This is a genomic window from Leucobacter chinensis, from assembly GCF_019049105.1.
Taxonomy (GTDB): Bacteria; Actinomycetota; Actinomycetes; order Actinomycetales; family Microbacteriaceae; genus Leucobacter_A; species Leucobacter_A chinensis.
On record NZ_JAHQZR010000008.1, the window covers coordinates 97,760 to 121,944 of the forward strand.

General features: G+C 59.9%; 20 protein-coding genes and 1 other RNA gene. 18 read left to right on the forward strand and 3 right to left on the reverse strand.

Annotation, left to right across the window (positions count from 1 at the left end; translation table 11 throughout):
• Positions 1-14: 14 nt before the first annotated feature.
• From KTJ78_RS10025 to KTJ78_RS10060, 8 genes are all read left to right on the forward strand, one after another.
• Complete coding sequence (locus KTJ78_RS10025; protein ID WP_217135299.1) at positions 15-1,748, forward strand: ABC transporter ATP-binding protein; 1,734 nt, start codon at positions 15-17, stop codon at positions 1,746-1,748.
• Positions 1,748-3,640, forward strand: a complete 1,893-nt coding sequence (locus tag KTJ78_RS10030; protein WP_369808065.1) for an ABC transporter ATP-binding protein — start codon at positions 1,748-1,750, stop codon at positions 3,638-3,640. Before KTJ78_RS10025 ends, KTJ78_RS10030 begins: the two co-directional genes overlap by 1 nt.
• A 1-nt stretch (position 3,641) precedes the next feature.
• Positions 3,642-3,738: signal recognition particle sRNA small type (ffs, locus tag KTJ78_RS10035), an RNA gene on the forward strand.
• Between the two features lie 46 nt (positions 3,739-3,784).
• Positions 3,785-4,678, forward strand: coding sequence for a hypothetical protein (locus tag KTJ78_RS10040; RefSeq protein WP_217135304.1), 894 nt, complete (start codon positions 3,785-3,787; stop codon positions 4,676-4,678).
• Between the two features lie 79 nt (positions 4,679-4,757).
• Entirely contained in the window at positions 4,758-7,205 is a 2,448-nt protein-coding gene (locus KTJ78_RS10045; RefSeq protein WP_217135306.1) for a DNA polymerase III subunit gamma and tau, read from the forward strand.
• A 44-nt stretch (positions 7,206-7,249) separates the two neighbouring features.
• Complete coding sequence (gene recR / locus KTJ78_RS10050) at positions 7,250-7,849, forward strand: recombination mediator RecR (protein WP_217135311.1); 600 nt, start codon at positions 7,250-7,252, stop codon at positions 7,847-7,849.
• A gap of 128 nt (positions 7,850-7,977) precedes the next feature.
• A complete protein-coding gene (locus KTJ78_RS10055; protein ID WP_217135344.1) occupies positions 7,978-9,255 on the forward strand; it encodes an aspartate kinase in 1,278 nt (425 codons plus the stop codon).
• Positions 9,256-9,273: 18 nt separating this feature from the next.
• Positions 9,274-10,317, forward strand: a complete 1,044-nt coding sequence (locus tag KTJ78_RS10060; RefSeq protein WP_217135318.1) for an aspartate-semialdehyde dehydrogenase — start codon at positions 9,274-9,276, stop codon at positions 10,315-10,317.
• Here KTJ78_RS10060 and KTJ78_RS10065 read toward each other — a convergent pair.
• Both KTJ78_RS10065 and KTJ78_RS10070 read right to left on the reverse strand, forming a co-directional pair.
• The gene (locus tag KTJ78_RS10065) at positions 10,298-11,230 is read right to left on the reverse strand and encodes a metallophosphoesterase (RefSeq protein ID WP_369808063.1); all 933 of its coding nucleotides are present in this window, start codon (positions 11,228-11,230) and stop codon (positions 10,298-10,300) included. The two genes, KTJ78_RS10060 and KTJ78_RS10065, sit on opposite strands and share 20 nt — an antisense overlap.
• 10 nt (positions 11,231-11,240) lie before the next feature.
• On the reverse strand, positions 11,241-13,781 hold the full coding sequence (locus tag KTJ78_RS10070; protein ID WP_217135322.1) for a transglycosylase domain-containing protein: 2,541 nt from the start codon (positions 13,779-13,781) through the stop codon (positions 11,241-11,243).
• A 145-nt stretch (positions 13,782-13,926) separates the two neighbouring features.
• On the opposite strand from KTJ78_RS10070, the gene sp36 reads away from it, so the two are divergent.
• The 3 genes from sp36 to KTJ78_RS10085 all read left to right on the forward strand — a co-directional run bounded on the left by sp36 (position 13,927) and on the right by KTJ78_RS10085 (position 16,064).
• The gene (gene sp36, locus KTJ78_RS10075; RefSeq protein ID WP_217135346.1) at positions 13,927-14,103 is read left to right on the forward strand and encodes a Sp36 family protein; all 177 of its coding nucleotides are present in this window, start codon (positions 13,927-13,929) and stop codon (positions 14,101-14,103) included.
• Positions 14,103-14,567, forward strand: a complete 465-nt coding sequence (locus KTJ78_RS10080) for a RidA family protein (RefSeq protein WP_217135324.1) — start codon at positions 14,103-14,105, stop codon at positions 14,565-14,567. The genes sp36 and KTJ78_RS10080 overlap by 1 nt, the downstream gene beginning before the upstream one ends.
• 156 nt (positions 14,568-14,723) lie before the next feature.
• A complete protein-coding gene (locus KTJ78_RS10085) occupies positions 14,724-16,064 on the forward strand; it encodes an anaerobic C4-dicarboxylate transporter (RefSeq protein WP_217135325.1) in 1,341 nt (446 codons plus the stop codon).
• On the opposite strand, the gene KTJ78_RS10090 is transcribed toward KTJ78_RS10085, so the two are convergent.
• Positions 16,061-17,164, reverse strand: coding sequence for an N-formylglutamate amidohydrolase (locus tag KTJ78_RS10090; RefSeq protein WP_217135326.1), 1,104 nt, complete (start codon positions 17,162-17,164; stop codon positions 16,061-16,063). The genes KTJ78_RS10085 and KTJ78_RS10090 overlap by 4 nt on opposite strands.
• 129 nt (positions 17,165-17,293) lie before the next feature.
• On the opposite strand from KTJ78_RS10090, the gene KTJ78_RS10095 reads away from it, so the two are divergent.
• From KTJ78_RS10095 to tmk, 7 genes are all read left to right on the forward strand, one after another.
• Positions 17,294-18,298 (forward strand): TadA family conjugal transfer-associated ATPase, encoded by a 1,005-nt coding sequence (locus KTJ78_RS10095; RefSeq protein ID WP_217135327.1) that lies wholly within the window; start codon positions 17,294-17,296, stop codon positions 18,296-18,298.
• Positions 18,295-19,179: a type II secretion system F family protein gene (locus tag KTJ78_RS10100; protein WP_217135328.1), complete on the forward strand. Its 885-nt coding sequence runs from the start codon at positions 18,295-18,297 to the stop codon at positions 19,177-19,179. Before KTJ78_RS10095 ends, KTJ78_RS10100 begins: the two co-directional genes overlap by 4 nt.
• Positions 19,180-19,255: 76 nt before the next feature.
• The gene (locus tag KTJ78_RS13985) at positions 19,256-19,579 is read left to right on the forward strand and encodes a DUF4244 domain-containing protein (RefSeq protein ID WP_217135329.1); all 324 of its coding nucleotides are present in this window, start codon (positions 19,256-19,258) and stop codon (positions 19,577-19,579) included.
• Positions 19,576-19,920 carry a TadE/TadG family type IV pilus assembly protein gene (locus KTJ78_RS10110; RefSeq protein ID WP_217135330.1) on the forward strand — a complete coding sequence of 115 codons (345 nt, stop codon included), beginning with the start codon at positions 19,576-19,578 and terminating at the stop codon, positions 19,918-19,920. Before KTJ78_RS13985 ends, KTJ78_RS10110 begins: the two co-directional genes overlap by 4 nt.
• Positions 19,917-20,246 carry a helicase gene (locus KTJ78_RS10115; protein WP_217135332.1) on the forward strand — a complete coding sequence of 110 codons (330 nt, stop codon included), beginning with the start codon at positions 19,917-19,919 and terminating at the stop codon, positions 20,244-20,246. Before KTJ78_RS10110 ends, KTJ78_RS10115 begins: the two co-directional genes overlap by 4 nt.
• Positions 20,247-20,333: 87 nt before the next feature.
• Positions 20,334-23,129 carry a type I DNA topoisomerase gene (gene topA / locus KTJ78_RS10120; protein WP_217135334.1) on the forward strand — a complete coding sequence of 932 codons (2,796 nt, stop codon included), beginning with the start codon at positions 20,334-20,336 and terminating at the stop codon, positions 23,127-23,129.
• Complete coding sequence (tmk, locus tag KTJ78_RS10125; protein WP_217135336.1) at positions 23,129-23,770, forward strand: dTMP kinase; 642 nt, start codon at positions 23,129-23,131, stop codon at positions 23,768-23,770. The genes topA and tmk overlap by 1 nt, the downstream gene beginning before the upstream one ends.
• Positions 23,771-24,185 lie beyond the last annotated feature (415 nt).

The following is a 24,185-nucleotide window of genomic DNA, read 5'->3' on the forward strand; positions in this document are numbered from 1 at the left end:
TACAAAGGATTCCTTTGGCTCTTCTGACCATCCTTTTGCGCTACGCCAAACCCTATTGGAAATTTATTCTTGCTTCGGTGGTTCTTCAGCTCGTGTCAGTACTGGCCGCGCTGTGGCTGCCGAACCTCAATGCCCGCATTATTGATGAGGGCATTGCCGTCGGCGACACCGGCTTTATCTGGAGCACAGGTGGCATCATGCTGCTCGGTTCGCTGTTGCAAGTCGCAGCAGCGGTCTCGGCCGTCTACTTTGGTGCTCGTACCGCTATGGCCATTGGGCGTGACCTGCGCCGCGACGTGTTCCGTAAGGTCACTGATCTCTCAACGCTCGAAGCGACGAGTTTTGGTGCAGGCACCCTCATCACGAGGGGCACCAATGATGTGCAGCAGGTGCAAATGCTCGCGCTCATGACCTTGAACTTTATGGTTTCAGCCCCGATCATGGCGGTTGGCGGTGTCATTATGGCGCTGCAAGAAGATGCCGGGTTGTCGTGGCTCGTCTGGCTCGCGGTTATTGCCCTCGCGGCCATTGTGAGCGTGCTCGTCTCTTTTCTCGTGCCACTGTTTCGTACGATGCAAGACAAGATTGACCGCATCAACGGTGTGCTCAGAGAGCAGATCATGGGGATCCGTGTCGTGCGCGCTTTCGTGCGAGAGCCCTTTGAAACAGAGCGGTATCGCAAGGCCAACGCCGACATCACCCAGGTTTCGGTTCGGGTTGGCAACATCTTTGTGCTCATGTTTCCCGTCATCACGATCGTGCTGCACGCTGCCACCGGTGCGGTGCTGTGGTTCGGTGCGTTTAGAGTCAATGACGGCCTCATTGAGGTTGGCTCACTGACCGCCTTCATGCAGTACCTCATCATGATTCTCACCGCCGTCATGATGGGCGTCTTTATGGTGATGATGATTCCGCGTGCCGTGGTGTGTTCTGAGCGCATCGACGAGCTTTTACAAACCGAATCGTCGCAGAGCTTCGAAACGACCCCGAGCGTTGCAACACCAGCTCAAGGCCGTATTGAGTTCGACGACGTCTCGTTTGGGTTTCCGGGTGCCGAACTCGACGTTATTAAACGGGCGAACTTCGTCGCCGAGGCTCGCCAGACCACCGCGATCATTGGCTCGACCGGCTCGGGTAAAACAACGCTGCTCGGCCTCATGCTGCGTCTCTTTGACGCGAGTCAGGGAACGATTCGTGTCGATGGGGTGCCCGTTGAGGCCCTCACTCAAGCACAGCTTGCCGAGACCTTCTCGCTCGTGCCGCAAAAACCGTACCTCTTCGCCGGTACTGTCGGTTCGAACCTCAGGTTCGGTAGAGCAGAAGCAACCGACGAAGAGCTCTGGGCGGCGCTCGAAACTGCGCAGGCGGCCGATTTTGTGAGGGAGATGACCGACGGCCTAGACGAAAGTATCTCGCAGGGTGGCACGAATGTTTCGGGTGGCCAGCGGCAGCGCCTCTCGATCGCGAGGACTCTCGTGGCGCAGCCAACGGTGTACCTCTTTGATGACTCATTCTCAGCGCTCGACGTTGCGACCGATGCCAGGCTGAGGGCAGCTCTGCCAGAAGCAACGAAGGGTGCAACCACGATTATCGTGGCTCAACGGGTCTCGACGATTACCGAAGCCGACAAAATCATCGTGCTCGAAGACGGTGAAATTGTGGGGCAGGGAACCCACACCGAACTCTTGAAAACGAACGCTGTGTACCAAGAAATCGTGCAGTCACAGCTGGAAGCGGTTGAATCATGATGCGAAAGAAAGATGCGTCAGCGAAGGCGCAACCCGAAGAAGTTATTGAGCTGCCTGACGATTATTCACCGAGCGGCGATGTAATGGAGTTTGGCGGCCCCACGAAAAAAGCAAAACACTTTTGGCCCTCAGCAAAGCGCATGATGGCGCTGCTCTGGCCCGAAAAGGCCAGGCTCGGTGTGATCGTTCTGCTCGTGATCGGGTCGGTTATTTTCACGGTCATTGCGCCCAAGGTGCTCGGTGCCGCGATCGACGTTATCTGGGATGGCTTTCGGGGCTCGGCTGGCATGGACTTCGCAAAGCTTGGCCAGCTGATTCTCGTCGTGCTTGCGCTGTATCTCGGCGCGGCAATGCTGATGTGGATGCAGGGCTACCTGCTCAACGGCCTCGTTATGCGCGTCGTGTACAAGCTGCGCCAAGACATTGAGAACAAGCTCAACAAGCTCCCACTCAAGTACTTCGACACACGTCAGCGTGGCGATGTGCTGTCTCGCGTTACGAACGATGTTGACAACATCCAGCAGGCGCTTCAACAGGGCTTCTCGCAGCTCATTGAAAATCTGTTGCTCCTCATCGGTATCACCGCCATGATGTTTGTTGTCTCGTGGCAGCTTGCACTCATCACTCTCATCTCGCTGCCGCTGTCGGCCATCATCGCCGGGGTGCTCGGCGTGCGGGCGCAAAAGCTGTTCGTTGCGCAGTGGAAGCACACGGGCGACATGAACGGTCACATCGAAGAATCGTTCACTGGTCACGAGCTCATTCGCATCTACAACCGCAACACCGAGATGTCAGAAGAGTTCAACGAGCGTAATGAGCGCGTTTTCGACGCTTCATATAAGGCACAGTTCATCTCTGGCGCCATGATGCCGGCGATGATGTTCGTGAACTACTTCGTGTACGTGCTGATTGCTGTCGTGGGGGCGATCCGCGTCACGAATGCCCAGATGACGCTTGGTGATGTGACCGCGTTCATTCAGTACTCTCGTGAGTTCCAGCAGCCGGTCAGCAGCATGGCAGGCATCGCCAACATGATGCAGTCTGGCGTGGCCTCCGCAGAGCGAACGTTCGAACTGCTTGACGCCGAAGAAGAAGAGAACGACGCAGCGACCGAAGAACTGCCAGCCCGCGCCCACGGCAATGTCGTGTTCGAAAATGTCTCGTTTCGGTATGAGCCAGAGGTTCCGCTCATCGAAGACCTCTCGCTCTCGGTGTCACCAGGGCAAACGGTCGCGATTGTTGGGCCGACGGGAGCGGGCAAAACGACGCTCGTGAATCTGGTGATGCGTTTCTACGAGCTCAACGGCGGGCGCATCACAATCGACGGGGTCGATATCACCGCTGTCTCACGGGCAGAGCTGCGCAGCCACGTCGGCATGGTGCTGCAGGATGCCTGGCTTTTCGATGGCACGATTCGAGAGAACATTCGCTACGGCAGGCTTGATGCTACCGATGACGAAGTCGTTGAAGCTGCGCAGGCCACGATGGTTGATCGATTCGTCCGCCAGCTTCCCGAGGGATACGACACGCTGCTTTCCGAGAACGCTTCGTCGCTCTCGGCGGGCGAGCGGCAGCTCTTGACGATTGCACGCGCGTTTATTGCTCAGCCATCACTGCTCATTCTCGATGAGGCGACGTCGTCAGTCGATACCCGAACCGAGATGCTCGTGCAGCAGGCGATGCAGGCACTTCGCGCCGATCGCACCTCGTTTGTGATTGCGCACCGCCTGTCGACGATTCGTGATGCTGACCTCATTCTCATGATGAAAAACGGCGAGATTGTCGAGCAGGGTACCCACGAGTCGCTGCTTGCAAAGGGTGGCGAATACCACACGCTCTACCAGTCGCAGTTTGCGGGTGGTCACGAAGAAGAAAAAGATCAGTTAGACTAGATCATGCCCCTCACGTGGCACTACCTCGGTTAACTCCCCCAGGGCAGAAATGCAGCAAGGGTACCCGGGCTCTGGTGGGTGCGTGAGGGGTCTTTTCTGTGTGTGGCGCTGGTGGCCTCATGCTCACCGGGGTAATGTGAGCCCATGACACGGTCTCAGAACCCGCCCGATCGCCTGGAGTGGCTCGCAGATCTCACAGATACTCGATGGCTCGAACAAGCCGTTGACGAGCGCTTTCCTGGGCTCGAAAGCACGGTGCCCGAGGGATACGCGGCGCTCGTGCGCATCATGCACCCTTTCACCCGATACGCCACCGAGAACGCAGCACAGGAAAGCGTTTCATGGGCGAGTTTCGCCCAAGCTTTCGGGCTCGCAATGCGGCCAGATACACAGTCATCCCGGCTGCTTCACGAGAGCGGTGTCGTCGAGCGAGACATGGAGAGTGCCGACCCGACTTACGGTGAACCGAGCATAGGGTCACTCGACGAGCCTCTTTTTCGCTCGGTGATGCAGGTGCTCGCCCGTTTTACGGCGACCCCCGAAGCTGGCATCGCTGCAGTGTGGGAGGGGTACGGCGGTCTCGTCAGCGGCGGATCGGCCGAGATGCTCGTCGCATACCAAGAACCCGGCGAAGCCGTTGAAGAGGTAGACGAAGCGGCGTTTGCGCTGCTCAGCAACGCCGCTTATGAAGCGCTCATGGCGCCCGAGAGCGATGATTACGGGTTGCTCGGTGAGGAGATCGCGCGCGGGCCGAGGCTACGCCTGCCGGGGCGCGACTACATCTGCTTCGAAGCCGCAACTCGCGACTTTGGTGACGCCTCGTGGCAGGAGCGTGCGCCCTGGGTTGATCACCGGTTTTTCGATGCCTCGCCACAAACACCGAACCTGCTCTGGCCCACAGACCGGGCGTGGTTCTTGGTGAGTGAAATCGACTTTGATTCGACACTCGTGGCCTGTTCGTTTGCCTGCGCTGAGGCGTTGGAACAGGCTGAGGGTATCGAGGCGTATCGTATTGAGCGCGACACGATGATGTGGTGAACCGGGGAGCCGCACCGTTTCGTGGGCGAGAGCCGAACAACTTCAGCGAGTGTCAGAGGCTGCCGGTACCATAGGGTTCGTGGCCACAGCACTGTATAGACGTTACCGACCTGAAACCTTTGCCGAGATGATCGGCCAGTCTCAGGTGACCGAACCCCTCATGACCGCCCTGAGGGGTGGCAAGGTTGGTCATGCCTATCTTTTTAGCGGTCCACGCGGTTGCGGTAAGACGACTTCTGCACGCGTGCTCGCCCGATGCCTGAACTGTGCTGAGGGGCCTACCGATACTCCGTGTGGTGTGTGCCCGAGCTGTGTCGAGCTCAGCCGAGACGGCGGCGGTTCGCTCGACGTGATTGAGATCGACGCTGCAAGCCACGGTGGCGTTGACGATGCGCGTGATCTACGAGAGCGAGCCGTGTTTGCCCCCGTGCGTGACCGTTACAAAGTTTTCATCATCGACGAGGCCCACATGGTGACCAAGGAGGGTTTTAATGCGCTCCTGAAAATCGTTGAAGAACCACCTGAGCACGTGAAGTTTGTCTTCGCGACGACCGAGCCCGAGAAAGTTATCGGGACGATTCGCTCGCGCACCCATCATTACCCGTTCCGGCTCATCGCTCCTGTTGCGCTTCTTGAATATGTGCAGCGTCTCTGCGCCGAGGAGGGCATTACTGTCGACGAGGGTGTGCTGCCACTCGTCATTCGCGCCGGTGGCGGATCAGCTCGCGATACGCTCTCGATTCTCGACCAGCTTATCGCGGGTTCAGAGGGCAACCACGTTGACTACGACCGCGCGGTCGGCTTGCTTGGGTACACCCCCGATGACCTCCTCGACGAGGTGGTGACCGCGATCGGCGCCGCCGATGCGGCAGCTGGTATTCGCTCGGTCGACCGAGTCGTGCAGACCGGGCAAGACCCCCGCCGATTTGTCGAAGATCTCCTTGAGCGACTGCGTGACCTCATCATCGTGCAGGTGACCGACATTGACGGTGCAGCGGCGGTGTTGAGGGGCGTCGCTGACGAGCAGCTGCAGCGCATGGTTGAGCAGGCCAGCAGCTTCGGTCGCGGTGCCATTTCAAGGGTCGCTGACGTTGTGAGTGAGGCGCTCGACAATATGACGGGTGCCACCGCTCCACGCATGCACCTCGAACTCATGATGGCCCGCATCTTTGTGACGGTCGCGACAGCCCCTGAGGTTCCCGCTGCATCTGCGAGTGCTCATACTCCGGCTCCGGCTGCTCAGCTGCGTCAGCAAGCACCGGTGCAACGGCAGAGCCCCGCAGCTCCCGCTCCCGCGCCTCGGCCGGTCGAACCCGAAGTGGTGCAAGAGCCAGCGGCTCAGCGACCGCAGGCTGAACAGCAGGTGTCTGAACCACAAGCTCAGGCATCAGCGTCAGAGCAGCAGACCGTTGAACAGGCGCCTCAGCCTCCCGCTGCCTCGGGGTCACAGCCGTCAGGTGCCGCCCAGCCATCGGTTAGTCAGTCACCGGCAGCGACGCTTTCTCCCGCCGATGCGATTCGCAACGCAAGAGCTTTTCTCGCCGGAGGAGCTCCAGCAGTGCCCACTCCCGGGCCCTCAGCTGCACCAGCCCCCGAGTCGCGGCCCGAGCCCGAGCGAGCTCCCGTGCCCGCTAGCCTTCCGGGCGATGCGGGCAGCCCATCAGCCGCTGCGGCATCTCAGCCGAAGCAGCTGAATTCTGCAACTGCTCACGAAGAATGGCCAGCGACGCTCGCTGCTCTCGCCGAGCAGAACGAGACTGCCGCCAACGCGGCTAGCAAGGCCGCGGTGCTCGGCATTGATCACACGACACTGCACCTCGGTTTCTCTGACGCGGCACAGCTCGACGCTTTTAAGCGACTGTGTGCTGGCCCTATTCGAACGCACTTTCAAACGGTCTTCGACGTGACCATTGGCTATCAGCCCTGGGTCGGCGACGACCGCATCAATGAGGGCAGGCAACTCTTTGGTGGCTCGGCACCGGTGGCAACCGTGACTCCTCAGGAGCCGGCTCAGCCCTCGGTAGCACAGGCGGTGAATCCTGAAAGGGAAGCCCCCGAAGCCGTCGCTCAGCAAGCCAAAGAACCCCAAGTCGAAGCGCCCCAAGCCTCGGCGTCACATCACGAGTCGACAAACAGTGAACCCGTAGCAGGCGGGGCTTCGCGCGTTGAGCCCCCGCGTGACGAGCCCCCGTACGACGAAACGCCGTACGATGAGCCACCGTACGAGGCCCCTCCGCTCGATGAGCCTCCATATGAAGATCCAGGTCCCGGGGCAGGGGCAAGCGTTGACCTAAGCGACCAGCAGCCACCTGCTCGGCCACAGCCACAACCCGAGGCGCAGCAGGCAGCTCCAGCGGCTCCAGACGCTTCAGCTTCGCCGAGCGCTTCTGCGGCACCGGCACCAGGAGAAAAGCCCGAGGCAGCGGCGCCGGCCGCGAACCGTAATGCTCCCGCGTTTACCAGGTATGGTGAATCGGTCGTGCGAGAGGTGCTCGGCGCGAAATTCGTCGGAGAAGAGCTCCTATAAACCGGCCCATCGGCACCACTTGAACGAACGGCCAGGAGGTCATCATGTACGACGGTATCGTGCAAGAACTTATCGATGAGTTCGGCAGACTGCCGGGCATTGGCCCGAAGTCGGCCCAACGCATCACGTTTCACATTCTTCAAACGCAGAACTTTGACGTGTCCCGACTCTCTGAGCTGCTCGTCGAGGTCCGTGACAAGGTGCGGTTCTGCGAAATATGCGGAAACATTACCGAAGAAGAGCAGTGCGCGATCTGCCGTGACGCGCGACGCGATCAGACGATCATCTGTGTCGTCGAAGAGCCCAAAGACGTCATCGCGATCGAACGAACCCGCCAGTTTCGTGGCCTTTACCACGTGCTGGGGGGCGCGATTAGCCCGATCGATGGCGTTGGCCCCGACGACCTCAACATCACCTCTCTCATGCGCAGGCTCGGCTCAACCGAGGTGCAAGAGGTCATCATCGCGACCGACCCGAACCTGGAAGGCGAGGCAACCGCTGCCTACCTCTCCCGCATGCTCTCGACGCTCGAGATTCCAGTTTCACGTCTGGCGTCAGGCCTTCCTGTTGGAGGGGACCTTGAATTCGCCGACGAGATCACCCTCGGCAGAGCACTCGAGGGCCGCCACATTATGAACCCCTAGGGTTCAGAAACATGCCGTGAACTTCACGTGCGAGGGGTCACACAGCAAGAGACATACCTCGTGGCTTTGCTGTTCGCGATAGAATAAAGCTTGGTTCATTGTCGGAGCCACACCCCGGAGGTCAAAACGTGGCACTCATCGTGCAAAAATTTGGTGGCTCATCTGTAGCAGATGCCGAGAGTATCAAGCGTGTCGCAAAACGCATTGTCGACACCAGACGCAGTGGCAACGATGTCGTCGTCGTTGTGAGCGCTATGGGTGACACAACCGACGAACTGCTCGATCTCGCAGGCGACTGCACGCCAGTTCCTGCCCCCCGAGAACTCGACATGCTGCTCACGGCAGGTGAACGCATCTCGATGGCTCTCCTCGCGATGACGATTAAGGGTATGGGGGTTGACGCCTACTCTTTCACCGGCAGCCAGGCTGGAATGATCACAACGGCCGAGCACGGTGCTGCAAAGATCGTTGACGTGACGCCAGGACGCGTGCGTGAAGCACTCGACAAGGGTGCGGTTGCTATCGTCGCAGGGTTCCAAGGCTTTAGCCGAGATTCACGAGATATCACGACGCTCGGCAGGGGAGGCTCAGATACGACCGCTGTTGCGCTCGCCGCAGCGCTTGATGCTGACCAGTGCGAGATCTACTCAGACGTCGATGGTATTTTCACGACCGACCCGCGTATGGTGCACAAAGCCAAAAAAATTGACTACATCACGAGCGAAGAGATGCTCGAACTCGCGGCGTCAGGCTCAAAGATTTTGCACATTCGTGCCGTTGAATATGCTCGGCGCCACGGCGTCGAACTCCATGTTCGCTCATCATTTACGTCAGACGTCGGCACAATCGTGTACAACCCTGAGAAGGGTCACCCGAAGGGAGAAACAGTGGAAGACCCGATCATCACCGGTATCGCAGCCGAACTCAACGAGGCAAAGGTGACCGTCGGTGGCGTGCCCGACGTGCCGGGTAAAGCCGCACAGATTTTTGAGATTGTTGCCGGCACCAACGCCAACATTGACATGATCGTGCAGAACGTTTCTCCAGCCGACACGAACCGTACCGATATCTCGTTTACGATTCCCGTTGCCGACGGACGCAAAGTCATCGACGTACTTAACAAGAATCAGGCTGAGGTTGGCTATGAGACCGTCAACTACGACGATCAGATCGCCAAGATCGCTGTTGTTGGTGCCGGCATGCGTACGAGCGCTGGCGTATCGGCTCAGCTGTTTCGGGCCCTTTATGATGCGGGCATCAACATCGAGATGATCTCGACTTCAGAGATCCGCATCTCAGTGGTGACGCGTGCCGATCTTCTCGACGACGCCGTGCGTGTGCTTCACACCGCCTTTGGCCTCGACGCAGACCACGACGCAACCGTTTACGCCGGCACCGGCCGGTAGAGCGAAAGAAGGAATTCCATGAGTGCAGTACATCTTGGCATCGTCGGAGCCACCGGCCAGGTCGGTGGCGTTATGCTTGCCCTTCTTGAGCAGCGTGATTTTCCCATTGAGCAACTGAGGCTCTTCTCATCGGCCCGCTCAGCGGGAAGCGTGATTGAGTTTCGCGGCCAGAACATCACCGTCGAAGACGTAGAAACCGCCGACCCGACAGGGCTCGATATCGCACTCTTCTCTGCCGGTGGCGCAGCGTCTAGGACCTACGCAGAGCGTTTCGCCGAGGCGGGCGCCATAGTCGTCGACAACTCGAGCGCGTGGCGCCTCGACCCCGAGGTTCCCCTCGTCGTGAGTGAGGTGAACCCTCACGCCATTCAACAGGCGAAGAAGGGCATCATCGCGAACCCGAACTGCACCACGATGGCAGCGATGCCCGTCATGAAGGCGCTCGATGCGGCAGCAGGCCTTGAGAGGCTCGTCGTCACCACGTTCCAGGCGGTCTCGGGCTCGGGGCTTGCTGGCGCCACCGAACTCGCGACCCAGGCCGCCGCCGCGGTCGAAAGCGGTGCGGTCCAGGGGCTCGTCACTGATGGCGGGGCCGTCTCATTCCCAGAACCCCAGGTCTACGCGAAGACCATCGCGTTCAACGTGCTGCCACTCGCCGGTGCAATCGTCGACGACGGCGAGGGCGAGACCGACGAAGAGAAGAAGCTGCGCAACGAGAGCCGCAAGATTCTCGAACTCCCCGATCTCTTGGTCGCGGGCACGTGCGTTCGAGTGCCCGTCTTTACCGGGCACTCGCTTTCGATCCACGCTGAGTTCTCTCGTGAAATCACACCAGAGCAGGCAACTGAGGTGCTCTCGAAAGCGCCCGGCGTTGCCCTTGAAGAGATTCCTACGCCGCTTGATGCCGCGGGCAAAGACCCGAGCCTCGTTGGCCGTATTCGCCAGGATCAGTCTGCGCCCAAGGGACGTGGACTGCAGCTCTTCATCTCAAACGATAACTTGCGCAAAGGCGCGGCCCTGAACACTGTTCAGATCGCCGAGCTTATCGCCCAGTCATTGTAACGAGTGTGGCCTCGGGCCGGCACGCAAAGCGAACCGGCGCGTAGATCGAGTGCCCGAGGCCAGCACTGACATGCAAGAACGCGGCGTTCTCTTCCGAGAACCAGACGCTGAGCCCCCGAGCTTTGCTGGGGGAGAGGTCGCAGTTTGAGGTGAGCGCTCCAACTCCTGGCACCCGAACCTGACCGCCGTGCGTGTGGCCGGCAAACAGCATGCTCGCACCCATCGCGAGAAGTCCATCGAGCGCATCGGTGTAGGGCGCATGAACCACGCCAATGCGGGTCGCTTCATGATCTGTGTGCTCTTCGTCGAGCTCACCGAGTGCGTCTCGCATCAGCTCGTGGTCGTCGAGTGAGATGTGCGGATCGCCGAGCCCGAAAAACCTGAGTCGCGAGTCGCCCACAAGCAGGTCTCCCGCGCGATTATTGAGATCGAGCCAGCCGAAATCATCTCGGAGCATTGAGGTGAGCGCCTCATTATCAAGGTCGGGCACACGGGTGCCGAGCCGACTTGGCTCTTTGAGGTAGCGCAGGGGATTCTTCAGAATCGGTCCGTAGTAATCATTTGAGCCATGCACGAAAACACCGGGAACGCCCTTGAACGGCTCGAGAGCATACCTGAGAGGCCCGAGTGCGTCTTTGTGTCCCATGAGGTCGCCCGTGAGCACAATAAGGTCTGGTTGCTCGCCTGAGAGTGCTCGGACCCATTCCATACGTTTGTGTTGCCATGGGGCGAGGTGCAGGTCAGAAAGGTGCAAAACGCGAATCGGTTTCGCTCCCTTGCCAAGCATGGGCAGCGTCTCGGTGCGAAGTGCGTACCAGTGACGTTCAATACACGTGGCCCAGACCGCTGCGCTTCCCCCGGCTAGAGCCAGGGTGAGCGCAGCGGTGCGGGCTGGAGAAGAGCGACGGGGCACAGGCGTGGGCCTAGTCGTCTTCGTCGTCTGACTTCTCGCACGTGAGCGAGAGCGTGATGTTACTGTCGTTCTTTGCATCGGCACCGCTTGCGGGGTTGACCGATTCTACGACGCTATTGTCCTTTTTCTTGTCGCCTGAACCACACGTCGTTGAAACCGAGCTGAAGCCTGCTGAACGAAGCGTTGCTTCGGCTTCCTTCGCGGTTTGTCCAACGATGCCGTCGGGTACCTTCGACATCTGGCCATTGCTCGTATAGAGCGTGATGGTCGAGCCCTCGGGAGCTTGACCGCCGCCAGCTGGATCACTCTCTGCGACGAGGCCTGCGGTCACACTTGAATCACGCTCGCCGCCCTGAGTGACTGAGAAACCAAGTGTCTCAAGCATCTGAGTGGCCTCTTCAACGGTCTTTCCGGCGGTGTTCGGAACGTTCTTCATTTTGACGGTCAGCGCGTTGGGGTTCGGCTTATCGAAGGGGTCGCCACCGTACAGGGCGTCACCGGCGTTGAGAATGATGCCGAATACCCGGTCGCCGTCATATGGTAGGCCACTCGTTTCGGTATCAACCTTGCCAACGACGTTACCCGTCCAGATCGCGGTTGAAATCTTGGTTGAGCCGCCGACAGTCCAGTGGTCCCAGTAGTTGTTCGTGGTACCTGTCTTTGCGAAGTGGGGCACCCCTGTCGAAGACCGGGCGTGACCGGCAATACCATTGGTGACGGTGTACTCGAGGGCGTAGGCTACGCCTGCAGCGACATCGGGGTCGAGAGCCTGATTGCATTCGTTCTTGGTGAACGGAACTTCTTTACCGTCACGATCGGTGATGCGGTCGATAGCGGTGGGCGAGCACACAACGCCTTTAGCGGCGAAGCCCGCGTACGCCGTCGACATAGTGAGGGGCGCGATCTCATCGGTACCCGCGTATGTGAACGAAGGAATTCGTGAGAGCTCACGGGTACCGTAGTTCGGCAGCAGGGCGTCTTGCTGGTCTGAAGCACGCTTGATGCCCATTGACTCAGCAAGGTCGACGATGTCGCATAGGTCGGTCTTCTGCGTCATGTTAATGAAGGCGGAGTTAATCGAGTAAGCAGTAGCGTAAAGAACACTTCGGTTGCCGTAGCGGAAACCGTTGTGGTTGTTGACGGGGAAGGTGCTGTAGCCGTACACGCCACCCGGCGCGCACTTCATCTTGATGCTGCTCTCTTGAACCGTGTATGGGTCGCCACGCACGGTTTCTTTCAGAGAGTGTCCTTGTTTGAGCCAGTTAGCCAGGTTAATGGGCTTAATGGTCGAACCGATCTGAAAGCCTCTCGACCCGCCGTATTCATAATCGGTGTTGTAGTTCAGCGGGGTGAGACCCGGGTTTTCTGCAAGGGCATCTGGGTCTTCACTGAAGGCCCGGTTCTGGGTCATCTGCAGGATGCGCCCGGTCGATGTCTCGGTTGTTACTGCCGCGCCACCACCGTCGAAACCGGGGTATTGGGGAGGAATATTCTCAATAAACGCATTGTTCGCGGCCTCTTGGAGATCAAGGTCGAGCGTGGTGTCGATTTCGTAGCCACCGCGAGCGAGGTTGAAGTACCGTTCGGTGCTGTCGTTACCGAAGCTTGGGTCGTTCTCGATTGAGAGTTTGACGTAGTTGCAGAAATGACCAACGCCATACTGAGTGGCCGCCGAGCAACCTGAAGCGCGTGGCGTGATGTTTGGCTCGACCGGGGTCTCTACTGCCTCTTCGAACTGTGCCTCGGTGATCTTCTTATGCACGAGCATGCGCTTGAGGATGTAGTCGCGGCGCTCTTTATTGGCTTTCAGATTCTCTTCGCGATCAATGCGGTAAGCGTTGGGTGCGTTGACAATGGCGATAAGGCTTGCTGCCTCAGGCAGGGTAACCTCTTTGGCCGACTTATTGAAGAAGTAGTTTGCTGCCGATTCGATGCCGTATACCTGGCCGCCGAACAGCGCGATGTTCAGGTAGCCGAGAAGAATTTCATCTTTCGTGAACTTCTTCTCAATGCTGATCGCCAGACGCATTTCCTTGAGTTTACGCTCAGTGGTGCGTGCGTTTGCCTCTTCGAAAGCCGCTTCGCTTTCGTCCTCGTCAGGAATTGCCGCGGCTTCCATGATGAGGACGTTTCGTACGTACTGCATCGTGATTGTTGAGGCGCCCGGTCCATCACCGGCGACGGCGTTCTGCAGCGCAGCACGGGCCGCAGAGATGACGTTCACACCACCGTGGCTGTAGAACCCGGGGTCTTCAACGGCGACAGCAGCGTCTTTCACGTGCTGGCTGACATCTTCCCACTTCTTCTCGATGCGGTTTTGCACGTAGAAGCTGGCAATAGCAACCCGTTCGCCACCTTTTTTCGCGTACAGCGTCGAGGGCTGGGCTTGTTGGCCCGGGTCGATGTGGCTGGGAAGCTCTTCGAAAAGATCAACGGCTGCGCCTGCTGCAGTTCCTGCAAGAGCGACAGCGGGGGTTACTGCAACGGCGATGAGTACGCCAGCGATAACGCTCATGGCGAGTGCGCCGATGAGACCCCCGAGAGCGGTCATCGGGTTACGCTGTTTGATGGCAGTCGGCGTGTGTTTTCTCACACGTGAAGACGACTCAGGGGTTTCAGACATAGAATCTAGAATAATTGAGGTTCCTGTAAACCGGCTTCAATATCCATGTAACCCAAGAAATGAGGGGATCTCGATGACCGCAGAGCCATCAGAAACTCACGTGACGTGGGAGTATTTTGTTACTCCCCTGATGCTTCATTCTGAAGCACAGATTCTTAACAACTGGGGCGCCCAGGGATGGGAATTGGTGCAGATTATTGAGGGCCCAGCGGGCGGTAACGTTGCATATCTTAAAAGGAAGGCACACTAATGTCAGTAATTGAACAGCGCATCGAAGAACTCGGTTTCACGGTCCCTGAGGTGGCGGCACCTGTCGCGGCCTACGCCGCGGCTCAGCGAAACGGGAACTTTGTGTACACGAGCGGCCAGCTGCCTCTCGTTGAGGGCGCACTGCCTTACGCCGGCAAGGTCGGCGCGGGCGTTACCCCAGAAGAAGCCGCTGAGCTCGCTCGCGTGTGCGCTCTGAACGGCCTCGCCGCTGCTCGCGGCGTACTCGGCTCACTCGACAAGATCAAGCAGGTCGTCAAGGTGACCGCTTTCGTCGCGTCAGATCCTTCATTTACCGGTCAGCCAGCGGTTGCAAACGGAGCATCGGTATTCCTCGGTCAGGTATTCGGCGACGCGGGCATTCACGTTCGCTCGGCCGTTGGTGTTGCGGCCTTGCCGCTTGACGCCCCCGTTGAGGTTGAGTTTGTGTTTGAGGTTACTGAGTAACGATTTTCAAACGATTAAGGCCGGGTCGGTTTTCGACCCGGCCTTTTGCGTTTCCACCGTCTGAGATGTGGGAAGTAAGAGCTCGGTCGTGTAGATGAGGGGTGCGCAAAGCGACACGTGAGGGTACGCTGATGATCAGAGGGAAGGTGGGGTCAGGTGGATGTCGCGCTCTTCGTAACGCAACTGCTGGTCGTGCTCGGGTGCATCGTGATGGGTACCAGATCGAGCGGTGTAGGTCTCGGTCTTTGGGGCGGCGCAGGCGTCGCAATCCTGGTGTTCATCTTTCGGCTCGTGCCGGGTGCTCCGCCCGTTGACGCCCTCTTGATTGTGCTCGCGGTCGTACTGGCGTCATCGATGATGCAGTCGGCGGGAGGCATCGACTGGATGGTTTCGATTGCCGCAAAACTCATTGCTCGAAACCCGAAGCAGATCACGCTCGTGGCGCCACTCGTTTCGTTTCTCTTCTCGGTCGGTGCAGGCACCTCGAACATTCTTTACCCGCTTCTGCCAGTCATTCAAGATCTTTCGTATCGCAATGGGGTGAGACCCTCGAGACCGCTCTCATTGTCGGTTGTTGCAACGGGCGTTGCGCTCGCCTGTAGCCCCGTGTCGGCTGCTATGGCCGCGATGGTTACCTTGACCGATACGGCCCCGTGGAACTTTGAACTCGTCGATATTCTGAAGGTCACGATTCCCGCCGCAATCGTCGGCATCGTGCTCTCGAGCATCGTCGTCAACAAACTCGGCAAAGAGATCGCCGATGACCCTGAGATTCAGGCCCGCATCGCCTCGGGCGAAATCGCTGCCCCCTCGGCTAACGCAGCCGCAGTTCAAGCAGAGGTCACCGTGACGAAGGAAGGCCGCAACGCCGCCATCATCTTCTTGCTCGGTGTTGCCGCGATCGTGTGTTTTGGCCTGTTCAAAGGGCTGCGCCCACTCGACGCCGACGGTGGGCCCATCGCGATGACTCCGGTTATCGAGATCGTGATGTTTGTGGTCGGTACGTTGATTCTTGTTATCTGCCGGCCTAAGGTCTCCGAGATTCCAACGATGTCGGTGTTCAAGGCAGGCATGGTTTCGGCCATCGCTCTCTTTGGGCTTGCTTGGCTCACCGATACTTTTCTGGGGGCTCACTCGGAGGCGATCGCGGGAGGGGTCGGTGGGCTCGTTACCGCCGCTCCGTGGATCTTTGCGCTCGGTGTTTTCCTCGTTTGCGTGCTCACGACCAGCCAGTCGACGGCAACGCGAACAATCGTTCCGATCGGCCTCGCAGCGGGTATTCCACTCGGCCTGTTGACCGGAATGTGGGCGGGGGCTTTTGCCGGCATTTATCTGTTGCCCACGAACGGCTCGCAAATTGCCGCGGCGAACTTCGACCACTCGGGTTCGACAAAGCTTGGTACGAAGCTCGTCGACCACTCGTTCTTCTTGCCCAGTATCATTCTCGCGGTGACAACGATCGCCGCCGGAGCGCTCTTTGGAATGGTGTGGGGCTAGCCGTTCGCAGCCCGAAAGGTATCCCACGACCGTTTGCAAGCGTGAGCGATCGTATCAATGTGCCGGTCGTTCTCTTCGATCCACTCGGTTCCGGGCTCGTGGAGCTCGATGGTCGCGCGAGCACCGAGCAGAAACTCGCGCAGAAACTCGGCTTGAACGGCCGCAAGGGTGAGGTTCGCAGCCGCAGCCTCGTCACGCAACGATTCAAACTTGCTGCCGGCCGCGAGAATCTCTTGGCTTCCGAGGTATGGCTGATTGAGCTGAACAGCGTCGTCGTGCGTCACCTCGAAACCGCTGCGGTGTGCCTTGGCAAGGGCACGAAGGGCGGCCGGCTGCATGGTTGGCGGCTCAGCGCCCGGGCGTTGCTCGCCGCGGTGATCGCCACGGTTTGACAGGGCGACGACATCGGGCAACCGGTCCTGCGGCTCCCGTTCGACGTTCACAGCCCCGTCTCTCGTCGTCGTGGTGTTCATCGTGTCGTGAAACGAAAGCCTTGTGAAGTGGCCGCCGCGCTGAAGCCCCTTCTCGGTAAAGCGCTTCGTGAGCTCGTCGCGGGTGTTTTCGTACACCCCGAGCCCCTGCTCAGCGGTTTCAGCAAACGTGTCGACAAGACGCTTCATCCCAGCTTCAGAGTCGGGAATCGCAAGAATGGGAAAGAACGAGAAGGTCACTGGTCGCACAGCGTCAACTCCGGTGAGATCGACGCGCTGCCAAGGCCCGGCCTCGCGCACGCGTCGAATCGCCTCGGTGAGATCGGCTCTCACGTCGGCGGGCTTTGCCCGGTTCGGGTCGCGGATCAGCCTCGGGTGAGGATTAATCACCGCAACGATGCGCGGGTCGATCTCGGCCCAGCGTCGCACGATTGCCGCCGTGGCAACATCGCTGTAGTCGTACTGCAGGCGGCGGGTGAGTGAAGGCGAGAGGAACTCAGCAACTTCTTCGGGAATAGCTGCACCAGAGTGGGGCGTCGTGACGAGCACATCGGCTTCGTTGATGGCCTGTTCGAGACTGTGCTCCTGCGCATGTGCATAGTGAGTGATGCTCTCCGGCGTGAAAACAGTGCCACGAGGTATGACGTCGAGGTGTGCTGCGGTGCTCATGCGACCAGACTATCGAGCGGCTGCTCCCGGGGCCAGGGTTCTCCGTTCACAGTCGACTGAGTGCTGCAGAAGTGGCGAGAGCTGTTGATAAACCCGTTGTTCGACCACCTGGCTTCGTATCATCGCACCATGACTGCTCACGCGACATCGCCCATCGCTCAACACGGGCTGAGCTTTAGCCAGCTGCGTGCTTTCGGGCCGCTCGCGCCCCTACTTGAGCAGCCTGGGCTGCGCGACATTTTGGTGCAGGTCAGAGACGGGCGAGGCGAGGTGTGGGTCGACGTAGGGAAGGGGGTGCAGCACCTTGACCAGTTAGCGCCGGCGCCCTCACAAATCGCTGATCTTGCCCGATCGATGGTTGAGCAGGGCGGTCGCAATCTTGACGAATTGCATCCGTACGCGAACGTGCGTTTGGGGAGCGGCATCCGCGTTCACGCGGTTCTCGCGCCCCTAGTACCAGAGGCTGCAGCTCTTTCGATTCGAGTGCCTCGCCCCGAACGTCCTGACTACCGCCAACTCGTTCGAGCCGGGCTCTGCGAGCCAGCGGTGGCGTTGATGCTGCACGAGGCGGTGAGAACGAAGAAGAATCTGCTCCTCACTGGTGCAACCGGTAGCGGTAAGACGACGTTGCTCGCTGCCCTGCTCGATGAGGTGCCCTCGAACGAACGCATCGTTTCGCTCGAAGACGTCAGAGAGCTGAAACTCAGACACCCTCACCATCTCGCGCTCGAGGCAAGGCTCGCCAATGCCGAGGGGCGTGGTGCCGTTTCAGTCGACGTGTTGCTCGCCGAGACACTGCGCATGCGCCCTGACCGCATCGTCGTTGGCGAGTGCCGTGGGCCAGAACTTGTGACCCTCATGGCGGCGCTGAACACCGGGCACGATGGCGGGGCCGGCACATTGCACGCGAGCACCCTCGACGATGTGCCGGCGAGGCTCGAGGCCTTGGGCCTGCTCGCTGGCCTGTCGCGCGAGGCTCTCGCGAGGCAAGCGGCCTCGGCCTTCCAATACGTGGTTCACCTGGAACGCGAAGGCCAGAGGCACCACATTAGTGCGGTCGGCGCACTCGAACTGAATGACAGGTACACGTTACACGTTCACACGATTCATCGTGGAGCGGCGCGTGGCTCGTGACGCGTGAGGCAGCGGTGTTTGCGGCCGAGGCCGCTTCGCTTATGCGGGGTGGTATGTCGCCGCGTCGGGCCCTGACGCATCTCGCAGCGAGCCAGGGGCACTCTGCCGCGGTCGCGAGCTCGGCGATCCGCCAGGGAGAACGCGGGAGCGAAGACGCGCTGGTGTTCGAAGCGCAGGAAGGCGAGCAATGGAGGCTGCTCACTGCGGCGTGGATCATTGCCGAACGGTCGGGTGCTCCGGTTGCCGGGGCGTTTGAGCGCATGGCTGAATCGTTCAGCGAGATTTCCGAGGTGTCGAGGAAACGCAGAGTGTTGCTTGCCGGCCCACAGAGTACGGTGCTTTTGATCTCTGCGCTGCCACTTGTTGCGCTGCTCGGTGGGCAACTGCTTGGCATCGACGCGTTTGCTCAACTGGCGACACCGCAGGGGGCGATTGCCGGGGTGGTCGGGCTGCTGTTGCTCGTGCTCGGTGTGAGCTGGGGGCTCTCGATGGTGCGGAGCGTGGGGCGTCACGATCATGTTGGAGGGAGTGAGGCCGAGCTCCTCGCTATTGCCTTGATGGGCGGTGCTGGGGTTCGGGAGGCAAAACGAATCGTCGTTCACACCGTCGATGAAGCGCAGGCGTTGTGGGCCGATCTTGACGCATTTGCTGAGCAAGGAGCACTGACTTTGCTTATTGAGCGAGGGCGAGAGAGCGGTGTTTCGTTGCATGAGCTGTTGCTGTTACACGCGGCTGAACAGCGCGCAGAAGGCAGGAGTGGTCTAGAAACCGCGGCAGAGCGACTTGCCGTGAAAGTGCTGGTTCCATTGGGTTTGTGCGTGCTCCCTTCGCTTATTTGCCTCGGGGTCATTCCGATCATGCTGGGGCTTTTAGGCGGTTGAGGGGTGTTGATGGTTTCTGCAGTGAGGAGCACGAAACGAGCAGACTGGCTCCTACACCACAGAGAAAGGAAACATCATGAACACGATTTCACCGCCCAGCATCCGGCCCGAGGGCGTCTCGACCGGTAGGCAGGGCAAGACCGAGATACCGGGGCGGGAGGCGCAGCCGTATGAAGACGAAGAGCTGGCGGCCTGTTTCCAAGGCCAGAGCCCTTCTTTACTCTCGCAGCGATTGCTTTCGCCTCTTCAGGATGAGAAGGGAGCCGCCACCGCCGAGTATGCCATTGTGATTATGGCCGCGGTTGCTCTCGCTGGCGTACTCGTGGCCATCATGCGAAGCGGTGAGGTACAGGCGATGCTTCTGAACCTCGTGCAGCAGGCCTTCTCAGCTGCGGGATGAATCTTCTCAAGTGTGAACGTGGGGCCAGTACCGCTGAGTTCGCGATTCTCGTTCCGATTATTGCCATGGTTGTCGCCATCGTGGTTACTGCTCTGGTGCTCTCAGGCACCCGTGTTGCTCTCGTCGCGGGAGCGCATGACATCGCGAGACTTGAAGCGAGGGGTGACACCACGCTTGCCGCGACTCGCGAGTCACGGTTACCTCCGGGTGCCGTTGTAGTCAGGGAACAACGTGGTCAGCTCCTCTGCATTGAAGTGAGTTTTGCGCAACGTACCGGGGTGCTCGCGGCGCTGAGAGTGACGGGCGAGGGGTGCGCTCTGGTCTCTCAGGAGACGGCATGAGTGCCCCCGTGACCGTCGCCCTTATCGCTGGCTCTCTCGTGATCGGGGCGGCAGGTTTGCATGTTGCTTCCGCGCTTGAAGGGAGCCAGCGGGCGGCGAGCGTTGCCGATAGTGCTGCGCTCGCCGCCGCTGACCGCGCCTTTGGCTGGGCTTCGGGTGATCCTTGTCACGGTGCCGCTCTCGTTGCGTCGGCCGGGCAAGCCGAGGTCATCTTGTGCGAGGTAGCGAGCGATGCCGTCGTGGTTTCTGTGAGGGTTGTAACGGGGCTTGGCACCACTACGAACACGGCGAAGGCTGGCATTAACGGTGCCCGGTTGGGCATGTGAGCAGGAAAGGACACGTAGTATTAGGGGTAATTGTGTATCGTTGCAGCCGAGAACCTCATCGCTGATGCCCTATATATAAGGAGTACCGTGGCGAAATCCAAGAAGCTAGTCATTGTCGAGTCACCGACAAAGGCCAAGACCATTGGCGCCTTTTTGGGTCCCGAGTACGATGTGATCGCCTCTGTCGGTCACATTCGTGACTTGGCTGAGCCTTCAGAGCTCCCAGCAGACTTGAAAAAAGGCCCTTTCGGAAAGTTTGGCGTCGACGTAGATAACGGGTTCGCACCGTACTACGTCGTGGGTGCGAACAAAAAGAAAACGGTTACCGACCTGAAGAGGGCGCTCAAAGAAGCAGACGAACTCTGGCTCGCAACTGATGAGGACCGCGAGGGAGAGGCAATCGCGTGGCACCTTCTTGAGGTACTGAAGCCGAAGGTTCCGGTTCGTCGAATGGTCTTTCACGAGATCACGCAGGAAGCTATCGAACACGCGGTTGAAAACACGCGCGATCTTGATCATGCGCTCGTCGATGCTCAAGAAACCCGCCGCATCCTTGACAGGCTGTATGGATACGATATTTCGCCCGTGCTCTGGCGCAAAGTTGCTCCCAAGCTCTCGGCTGGTCGCGTCCAGTCGGCCGCGACGAGGCTCGTTGTTGACCGTGAACGTGAGCGTCTTGCCTACCGCACCGCAGAGTACTGGGATCTCGTTGCCTCATTCGTGCCAGGCGCCGAGGCCAAAGACAGTACCGCGTTCGAAGCGCGGGCTGTTCGTCTCGACGGCAAGAAGATTGCTTCGGGTAGCGATTTCGGTGATGACGGCCAACTCACTCCCTCAGCTGAGCGCAATGCCGTAACCGTGCTCAGTGAGACGCAGGCGAAAGAGATCGAAAAGGCGCTCGAGGCCGCAGCACGGGCAACCGTCGTTGGCGTCGAAACGAAGCCACACACACGCCGCCCCGCAGCCCCCTTCACCACCTCGACCTTGCAGCAGGAGGCGTCGCGTAAGCTGCGTTTCAGCTCGCGTCAGACCATGTCGATTGCGCAGTCACTGTATGAGAACGGTCACATTACGTATATGCGTACCGACTCACCGACGCTCTCGGCACAGGCCATCAACGCCGCCAGGTCGCAGGCAGCCGAGCTCTATGGCGCCCAGACGGTGCCCGACAAACCCCGGGTGTACCAGGGCAAGTCGAAGGGCGCTCAAGAGGCTCACGAGGCAATTCGCCCAGCCGGCGATACCTTCCAGAAGCCAAGCGCCCTCAAAAAGACGCTGACTTCGAGCGAGTTCGCACTGTACGACCTGATCTGGAAGCGTACCGTTGCGAGCCAGATGGCCGACGCCAAGGGCTCGACCGACACGGTGACACTCACCGCTGACGCCGCTGGAAAAACCATTGAGTTCACCGCGAGCGGAACGGTCATCACGTTCCCCGGCTTCCTTCTTGCCTATGAAGAAGGCACTGATGAGCGACGCGGCGACGCGACCCGCCAGAACGTCGTGTTGCCGCAGCTTGCCGAGGGCGATCCGCTCACGATCGAAGAACCAGAGGCCAAAGAACACCGCACCTCGCCGCCACCGCGTTACACCGAGGCGAGCCTCACGAAGCGTCTCGAGGAGCTTGGCATCGGGCGCCCGTCAACGTACGCCGCCATTATTAGCACGATCATGGATCGCGGCTATGTCACCAAGAAGGGGCAGGCTCTCGTGCCGAGCTGGATCGCCTTCTCAGTTGTTCGCCTGCTCGAAGAGCACTTTGATGAGCTCGTCGATTACGACTTCACCGCGAAGATGGAGAGCGAACTCGACGGAATCGCAATGGGCAACACCGACCGCACCGAGTGGCTCAAAGGCTTTTACTTCGGCGCTGACGACCACCCAGGTCTACGTGGAGTCGTTGACAACCTCGGTGAGATCGACGCGCGAGCGATTAACACCATTCGTATCGACGATGAGATCTCGCTGCGCAACGGAAAGTACGGCCCGTACCTCGAGGTACTCGACGATAAGTGCGAGGTGAGCGAAGAGACCGGCGAGGTGAAACCTCGTATCGTGAACATTCCCGACGGCCTCGCGCCCGACGAGCTCACGCCTGAAAAAGCGCATGAGCTCGCTGACCAGGAGCCGCTCGAAGATCGCGTTGTCGGCGTGAACCCCGACACCGGGCTCAACGTCGTTGCCAAGAACGGCCGTTTCGGTCCCTACGTCACCGAGGTGCACGAAGATCCCTTGCCTAAGGGTGAGAAGCCACGCACCGCCTCGCTCTTCAAGTCAATGGAGACCGAGACGATTGACCTCGAAACCGCGCTCAAGCTCTTGAACCTCCCGCGCGAGGTCGGAGTCGACCCCGAAACCGAGAGCGTCATCACCGCTCAGAACGGTCGGTACGGTGCGTACCTCAAGAAGGGTACCGACACTCGATCGCTGCCGAGCGAAGACGCGATCTTCGACATCGATCTTGCCGGCGCTCTCGAGCTCTTCTCGCAGCCGAAATACGGCGGGCGCAAAGCGGCAAGCGCGCTCAAAGAGTTCGCGGCTGACCCGGTGAGTGGCAAGCCGATCAAGGTGAAAGATGGCCGTTTCGGCCCGTACGTCACCGACGGCGAGACGAACGCGACGATTCCCCGCGGCGAAACGGTTGAAGAGATCACCTTCGAACGTGCCGTCGAACTCATCGCGATTAAGCGAGCGAAGGGCCCCGCCAAGAAGAAGGCACCCGCGAAGAAGAAAGCTCCTGCGAAGAAGACCGCGGCAAAGAAGGCGACCGGAACCACGAAAAAAGCCGTGGATCCCGCCCGATCCGCCGCAGCTAAGAAAGCCGCCGCGACTCGCGCAGCAAACAAGGCAGCGGCCGAGGCCGCTCAGAAATCTGACGGCTAATGCCAGCAACGCGAGCCGGCCTCTTTGTCACCTTTGAAGGGGGCGACGGGGCCGGCAAAACGACCCAGGCCGAGGCCCTGCAAGCGTGGCTTGAGGGCAACGGCCACACCGTGTGCCGCACCCGCGAGCCGGGTGGCACTGCTGTCGGGCAGAACATTCGTAACCTGCTTCTGCACACCGATGTTGCGATCGACCCCAAAGCCGAAGCATTGCTCTACGCGGCCGACCGCGCGCAGCATATCGCTGAGATCGTTCGCCCGGCGCTTTTCCGCGGTGAAGTAGTTGTACAAGATCGGTACATCGACTCATCACTGGCCTACCAGGGCGCAGGCCGGGTACTCAACACCGACGAGGTGCTGCGGCTCAGCGAGTGGGCGACCGGAGCGTTGTGGCCGGATCTCACGGTGCTGCTCGACATCGACCCTGCCGCAGCCGCGAGCCGCATGGCGCACCGCGGCGAAAGCCCCGACCGTCTCGAGCGCGAGGCCGTAGCCTTTCACACGGCGGTGCGCGAGGGATTCCTCGCCCTTGCCGCGGCTCACCCCGAACGCTACCTCATCGTTGATGCGACGTCTGCTCGCGACGTCATTCAGCAGGCTATTCGCGAGCGGCTTGCGCCGCTTCTGCCGACTGCTTCTTGACGCAGTTAGTGCTGTTTCGCTAAGGCGGCGCTGCAGCGCATGGCGCACCTGCATCGCATAGCGCATCTGCATCGCATAGCGCATCTGCATCGTGCGGCGCACCTGCATCGTGCGGCGCACCTGTGCCGACCGCCTTCGGCGGCGCGTTCTGGCTGTGCCGGGCAGCGGCACCGCGTCGGGTTGCGCTGAGCTTCGTCGGGTGATGGCAGCGCCTCGGGCGGCAATGAGCCCCGTCTGGTGACACGAAACCGCGTCGTCTGACACTACTCTGCGTCTAGTGGCATCCCTCTGCGTTACCTGACGCTGCTTTGGGCTGTGGGGATCACTCGTCGCGCGGGCGCTCGGTGTCAACTTGTTGTGAGTCACTCACCCCGGCATACCGTCAGGGTCTTGTCACTGTTTGGGAAGGTTAATC